Source organism: Bradyrhizobium iriomotense (assembly GCF_018130765.1).
Classification (GTDB): Bacteria; Pseudomonadota; Alphaproteobacteria; order Rhizobiales; family Xanthobacteraceae; genus Bradyrhizobium; species Bradyrhizobium iriomotense_A.
The window spans coordinates 131,493-137,801 of the sequence record NZ_JAFCJZ010000024.1 but is presented as its reverse complement, the minus strand read 5'-3'; the positions used below and the strand labels follow the sequence as shown (position 1 = coordinate 137,801).

The following is a 6,309-nucleotide window of genomic DNA, read 5'->3' as shown; positions in this document are numbered from 1 at the left end:
ACAGACTTCCGATTCTGGAATCCCCTGTGGCCAACCCGAGTCAATCCGCCGCACTAGATACGTGCATGCCCTAGCGCGAAAGCGGGGACCCATAACCCCAGGGAGGAGTGTAGGGCTAGCTGGCAATTCCGAGCCTTCGCCAAACCACTCCCTGTGGTTATGGGTCCCGGATCGGCGCTCCGCTTCGCTGCGCTTGTCCGGGACGACAGCTTACCCTTTAGCCCCCACCATCACATCGATCGCGCCCTTCACGATCGCCTCGAGCTCCTTGCGCGGGACGCGGGCGCGCGAGCGGATGGCGATGGTGTGGATGGTGGCGGAGGCGACCTGCGCCAGCGCGATTGGATCGGCGTTCTCCGGCAACTCGCCTTTCTCCCTGGCGCGGCGGAAGCAACTTGCAAACGCCTTGTCGAGCCCGGTGAGACCATCGAGCACCATGGCGCGGATCTCGGGATCGCCGACGGCCTCGGACGCCGCGGTCACGACCGTGAAGCAGCCGCGCGGGCCGGTGTCGCCGGACAGATAGATGTCGAGCGCGGCCGCGTAGATGCGCTCCAGCCGCTGGCGCAGCGGCATCTCCTGGCGAAAGATCTCGACCATGGAAGCGGCAGCCTCCTCGCGATAGCGCTGGTAGCTCTTGATGTAGAGCTCGCGCTTGTCGCCGAAGGCGCCGTAGAGGCTCGGCCTGTTCATGCCGGTGGCTTCGCTGAGATCGTCGAGCGAGGTGGCCGCAAAGCCTTGCTTGCGGAACAGATCGAGCGCCTTGCCGAGCGCGATCTCGGGCTCATAGGCGCGGGGACGGCCGCGGCGCTTGGGTTCGCTGCGGCGCTCGGGTTCGCCGCGGCGCTCGGGCGGATTGGCAGCAGCTGGCGGTTTCGATTTTTGTACCATCTCGCAAAATAATCCTTGACCACGGATATATTATGCAAGATGGTACAAAAATCAATCTGGCCAGGTTGAGCGACACCCAAAGAGGAATTGCCCAAGGAGGCCCAAGATGGATCTTTATTTCTCGCCGCTCGCCTGTTCGATGGCGACGCGCGTCGCGCTGTATGAAGCCGGCGCCGAGGCGAACTATCTCGAAGTCGATCCGCCGACCAAGACGGTGCTGAAGGACGGCTCCGACTTCCGCACTGTCAACCCGATCGGCCTTGTGCCGACGCTGCGCACCGACGAGGGCGTGGTGCTGACCGAGAACGCCGCGATCCTGCAATATGTCGCGGACCGTTTTCCGCAATCCGGCCTCGGCGCCACGGCGGGCATCGAGCGCACCCGGCTGCATCAATGGCTCTGCTTCATCGGCACCGAGCTGCACAAGGGCCTGTTCATCCCCGTGCTCGACCGCAAGGCGCCGCAGGAAGCGAAAGCCTATGTGCTGGAGAAGAACCTGTCGCGGCTCGCCTATCTCGACAATTACTTGAAAGGCCGGGAGTTCCTGCTCGACCATTTCAGCGTGGCCGACGCCTATCTCGTCACGGTCATCAACTGGACCATGGCGACGCCGCCGATCGAGCTTGCGAAATGGCCGAACGTGAAGGCGTATTACGAGCGCCTGCGTCAGCGGCCGTCAATCGCAAAGGCGGTTGCGGAGGAGTTCGAGCTGTACAAGGCCGAGCTCGCGCGGAAAAAGGCGGCGGCCTGAGGCCGGCGCCTTCTCCGTATTTCGCGCGACGGCGACGCCGTCCCGACTCGGTCGGGACAGCGTCGTTCCGTTGCGCAGCCCAACTATCTCGGCGCCTGCAGCACGATCCCATAGCGGCCGTAGATGCGGTCGATCGTGCCGTCGCTTCGCAGCCGCTCCACCGCTCCGTCGATGGCTTCGCGCAACGCATCGTCCGGACGGATCATGCCGACGGCGACGTTCCAGTTGAGATCGACGACGCTCTCGTCGCGATCCAGGATCCGGAGCGGCTTGTCCGGATGCATCAGATTGAAATAGCTCGCCGCGGTGGGCGTGACAGCGGCGGCATCGATCTCATGGTTCGACACGGCCTCCAGGCTGTCGCTCTCGAAGCCGAAGGTCGACGTCGGCACGCGTCGTTGACCGATGATCATGGCTGCGATCGATCCAACCTGCACGCCCACCCTGGTCGCCCCGTTGAGGCTCGCGAACGAGGTGAGCGTGCTGGATGACGGCACCGCGAGCGCGACGCCCGTGCGATAGTACGGTTTCGAGATCCTCAAGCGGGTTTCGCCCTGCGCTTCGCGGTCGGCGATGACATCCAGAAGAATGTCACAGCCGGCGCTGCGCATCTGATACTGCGTGATGATCCAGTCGAGCCTGAGCGAGACACCGAGCTCGCGTGCCAGCACCCGGCCGAGCTCGACCTGAAAGCCGGGCGGATCGCCGGCCTTGCGCGCAAAGGGAAGCGAATTGGGATGCGCGCACAGCCCGATCACCCCGCTCGAACGGATCGCCTCCAGGGTTCGCGCCTGCGCCGGTCCCGACAAAACGATGGCGGCAGCGACGATGGCCGGGACGGGTACCTTCATTCCGCGCTCTCATCTGGATGGATCGGGTCTTTGCGTCTCAGCCCTCGCGCGGTTTCAAGGCGCGGATGTATTTGACGATCTTGTCGATCTGGGCGTCGGTGAAGGCGCCGTCGAATGCCGGCATCGCCCCCTGCTTGCCATGCTTGATGCGGCTGCGAATGAAATCGTCATCGCGCGGCGAGTTCATCAGTTGCGGCCCCTTGCCGGGCGCGCGGCCGCCGTCGGAGTGACAGAAGCCGCAAGTCCCCGCGAACACCTGTTCGACCTCGAACGTCCCGTTCTCGGGCGCAGGCGTGGCGGATTGTCCTTGCGCCATCACGGCGCACAGCAGCGAGGCGGCCAGCCCCGCCGGAATCGTCTTCAAATGCAATCTCAACACGTCCGCTCCATTCCTGAATCACGCCGCCGCTTCGATCGACCGGGGAGCGGGCTTGCGCCCGCTTCCCGACGAACGTTTGCGGCAGGCTATTTCAGGCTGAAGACAACGAGCGCGCCGTCGTCACGCGGCATGCTCTTGTAGACGCCGCCGAAGTTCGGCGCATATTCGTCCGCCAGCATGCCGCCGAAGCCTGCGGTCACCGCGATATATTGCTTGCCGCCCGCGGAATAGCTGACGATGCCGCCCTGGTGGCCGGTGCCGTTGTTGTGCTTCCACAGCTCGGCCCCGGTTTCTGCATCGTAGGCGTGAAGGACGCCGCGGGAATCAGGCACGAACACGAGATTGCCGGCGGTCGACAGCACGCTCCCGAGCGGCGGCTCGGGATAGCGAACCTCCCATTTCTTTGCCCCCGTGATGGGGTCGCGCGCGTCGAGATGTCCGTAGATCTCACCGCCAGGGGGCGGCGCCATCTTGAAATCGGCGCCGATGTTGAGCTGAACCTGCGGCGTGGTGACCGGCGTCGTCTTCTGGATATCGAGCGTCATGCACCATTCCTGGCCGATCTTGTAGTAGAGACCGGTCTTCGGGCTATACGAGCCGGAGTTCCAGCTGATGCCGCCGCCGATGAAGGGACACAGTGGCGGTTCGGTGACCTTCCCGACCGGAAAATCGCGACGGCCGATCAATGCGCCGGTCTTGGGATCGATATCCTTGACGAAGTTGATGTTCTCGACCAGCCGCCAGACGTTCTTCACGCCGAGATTGCGGTCGTAGACGAAGATGAAGCCGCCCTTGTTCGGATGAACCACGTATTTCTGGCCGTCTCGCTCGAGCATCACGAACTCGCCGACGGCGCTGTCGAAGTCCCAGGCATCGTGCGGCAGTTCCTGATGGTAGGATTTCAGCTTTCCGGTATCGATATCGAGAGCGATCACTGAACTCGTATAGAGGTTGTCGCCGGGACGCGCCCCTTGCGTCTTGTAGTCGGCGCCCGACCAATCATAGAGCGGCGCCGGGTTTGCGGTGCCCCACAGGATCGTGTTGGTCTCGGAATCGTAGGTGCCCGGCATCCAGCCGCCACCGCCGCCGGTGCGCCAGGAATCGTTGCCCCAGGTCTTCATGGCCTCGTCGGTGCCCGCGACCGTCAGGAACTCCCACTTCTTCTTTCCGGTGGTGGCATCGACGGCGAAGATCGGGCCGCGGCCCGGCCATTCGCCACCTTGCGAGCCGATAATCACGCTGCCCTTCGCGTAAAGCGGCGCGCCGGTGAAGCCGACCGTGAGCTTCTGCGAATCGATCAGCCTGGTCTCCCAGAGGACCTTGCCGGTCTTCGCATCGAGCCCGAAGAGACGACCGTCCATCGTGCCGACGAAGACCTTGCCTTCGCCGAGGGCTACGCCGCGGTTGTAGGGAGAGTGGGTCTGGCGGCTGATGAGCGCCTCATCCAGCTCCGGAAAGAACGACCACATGACCTCGCCCGTCGCGCCGTTCAGCGCGAACACACGGCTGTAGGAACCCGAGTAGTACAGCACGCCGTCGGCCACGAGCGGCATCGACTGCAGGCCGCGCGTCGATCGTCCTGGAATGTGCATCCAGGCGACGCCCAGATTGCCGACGTTGTTCGCATTGATCTGCGCGAGCGGGCTGTAGTGATGGGATTTGTATGAACCGTGATAGGTGAGCCAGTCGTTCTGGCCGGCGGCCTCGATCCGGGCCGTATCCACGGCTTGGGCCAGCGCCGCCGACGCCGCGAATGCCGCAACGGCGAGAACAGGTAAGCCCGAGCTGAGCCACTGCTTCCTCATGTGCACTTCCTCCCGCTTGGTGTTTATTGATTGCGTCTCGTGAACGCCGCTGCGAGGAATGTTTGCAGTTCAGTATGCGTCGATTGTCCTCCGCCGGACATGAGCTGCCAACAGATGCCCTCTCTCTTGGCGGATGTCGCCAAAGGAGCCACGTTCACTGGCGTGATTGCTGTTGCACGTCTGCTCGCATAGCGTACGACGGATCACAGAGCGTGCAAAGACGGAATGCGCGCGAGGGGCGAATTGGCGCAGAGGGCGAATTGAAACGACAGCAGCGCTGACCGTTCGATCGCCATTGGACCGAAACGGCTATCCGTACAGCACGCGCGGCAGGATCGTGACGATGCCAGGCCACAGGGTCAGTAGCAGCACGAAGCCGATCATGATCATCAGGTAGGGCATCGTGACGCGCGCGATGTAGCCGAGGCCGTCCTCGGTGAGGCCCTGGATCACGAACAGGTTGAAGCCGACAGGCGGGGTGATCTGCGCCATCTCGACCGCGAGCACCAGGAAGATACCGAACCAGATCTCGTCGAAGCCCGCGCCCTTCACGATCGGCAGCACGATCGGCAGCGTCATCACGATCATCGAGAAGCCGTCGAGGAAGCAGCCGAGGATCAGGTAGAAGATGACCAGCACCACGATCAGCATGAAGGGCGACAGGCCGAGACCCTTGACGAAGGCGGCGACGGCCTGGGGAATGCCGAGGAACGCCGCGGCATTGCCGAGGATCGAGGCGCCGAGCACGATCAGCGCGATCATCGAGCAGGTGACGACCGAACCGATCAGCACGTCGCGCATCACCTGCTGCGACATCGAGCCCTGCGCCCAGGCCACCAGCCCCGCGCCGAGCACGCCGACGGCGGCGGCCTCCGACGGTGTCGCCAGCCCGCCATACATCGAGCCGAGCACGCAGGCGATCAGGAACAGCGCCGGCGCGAGATCCTTCAGCGCGGCGAAGCGTTCGCCCCACGGCACCTGCGAGAGCTTGGCCTCCGTCTCCGGCACCATCGCGGGCTTGAGGCTGGTGTGCAGCATCACCCAGCTCATGAAGGTCGCCGCAAGCAGCAGGCCGGGCAGCACGCCCGCCGTGAACAGCTTCAGGATCGAGACGTCGCCGAGCACGCCGTAGATGATCATGATGTTGGACGGCGGAATCAGGAAGCCGAGCGTGCCGGCACCGGCGAGCGAGCCGATCGCGATGTCGCGCGAATAGCCGCGGCGCAGCAGTTCATTCAGCGACATGCGGCCGATCACCTGCGTGGTCGCGGCCGACGAGCCCGAGATCGCCGCGAAGATGGTGCAGCCGATCACGTTCACATGCAGCAGGCGGCCAGGCAGAAGCCCGGCCCAGGGCGCGAGCCCCTGGAACAGCGAGCGCGACAGGCGGGTGCGGAACAGCAGCTCGCCCATCAGGATGAATAGCGGCAGCGCCAAGAGCTCCTGCGTGGTCAGGATGTTCCAGGCATATTGCGGCAGCAGCTTGTCGAGCGGGATCGAGCGGAACATCGCGAGCAGCAGCGTCGCGGTGAGCGCAAGCGTGAGGCCGATCCACACGCCGCAGGCCAGCAGCGCAAACAGGATCGCAAACAGGGCGAGAACTTCGATGGTCATGCGATCTTGAATCCGGGT

The 6,309-nt window shown here is 64.1% G+C and carries 6 protein-coding genes; 1 reads left to right on the top strand and 5 read right to left on the bottom strand.

Annotation, left to right across the window (positions count from 1 at the left end):
* Positions 1-210: 210 nt before the first annotated feature.
* Positions 211-891 carry a TetR/AcrR family transcriptional regulator gene (locus JQ635_RS32095; protein ID WP_211413787.1) on the bottom strand — a complete coding sequence of 227 codons (681 nt, stop codon included), beginning with the start codon at positions 889-891 and terminating at the stop codon, positions 211-213.
* Positions 892-997: 106 nt separating this feature from the next.
* Here JQ635_RS32095 and JQ635_RS32090 point away from each other — a divergent pair, with 106 nt between their 5' ends.
* Positions 998-1,642, top strand: coding sequence for a glutathione binding-like protein (locus tag JQ635_RS32090; protein WP_211413786.1), 645 nt, complete (start codon positions 998-1,000; stop codon positions 1,640-1,642).
* Positions 1,643-1,725: 83 nt separating this feature from the next.
* On the opposite strand, the gene JQ635_RS32085 is transcribed toward JQ635_RS32090, so the two are convergent.
* From JQ635_RS32085 to JQ635_RS32070, 4 genes are all read right to left on the bottom strand, one after another.
* On the bottom strand, positions 1,726-2,493 hold the full coding sequence (locus JQ635_RS32085) for a substrate-binding periplasmic protein (protein WP_211413785.1): 768 nt from the start codon (positions 2,491-2,493) through the stop codon (positions 1,726-1,728).
* A gap of 37 nt (positions 2,494-2,530) precedes the next feature.
* Positions 2,531-2,872: a c-type cytochrome gene (locus tag JQ635_RS32080; protein ID WP_211413784.1), complete on the bottom strand. Its 342-nt coding sequence runs from the start codon at positions 2,870-2,872 to the stop codon at positions 2,531-2,533.
* Between the two features lie 86 nt (positions 2,873-2,958).
* The gene (locus JQ635_RS32075) at positions 2,959-4,677 is read right to left on the bottom strand and encodes a pyrroloquinoline quinone-dependent dehydrogenase (protein ID WP_211413783.1); all 1,719 of its coding nucleotides are present in this window, start codon (positions 4,675-4,677) and stop codon (positions 2,959-2,961) included.
* 309 nt (positions 4,678-4,986) lie between these two features.
* Positions 4,987-6,291 (bottom strand): TRAP transporter large permease, encoded by a 1,305-nt coding sequence (locus tag JQ635_RS32070; protein ID WP_211413782.1) that lies wholly within the window; start codon positions 6,289-6,291, stop codon positions 4,987-4,989.
* Positions 6,292-6,309: the final 18 nt, after the last annotated feature.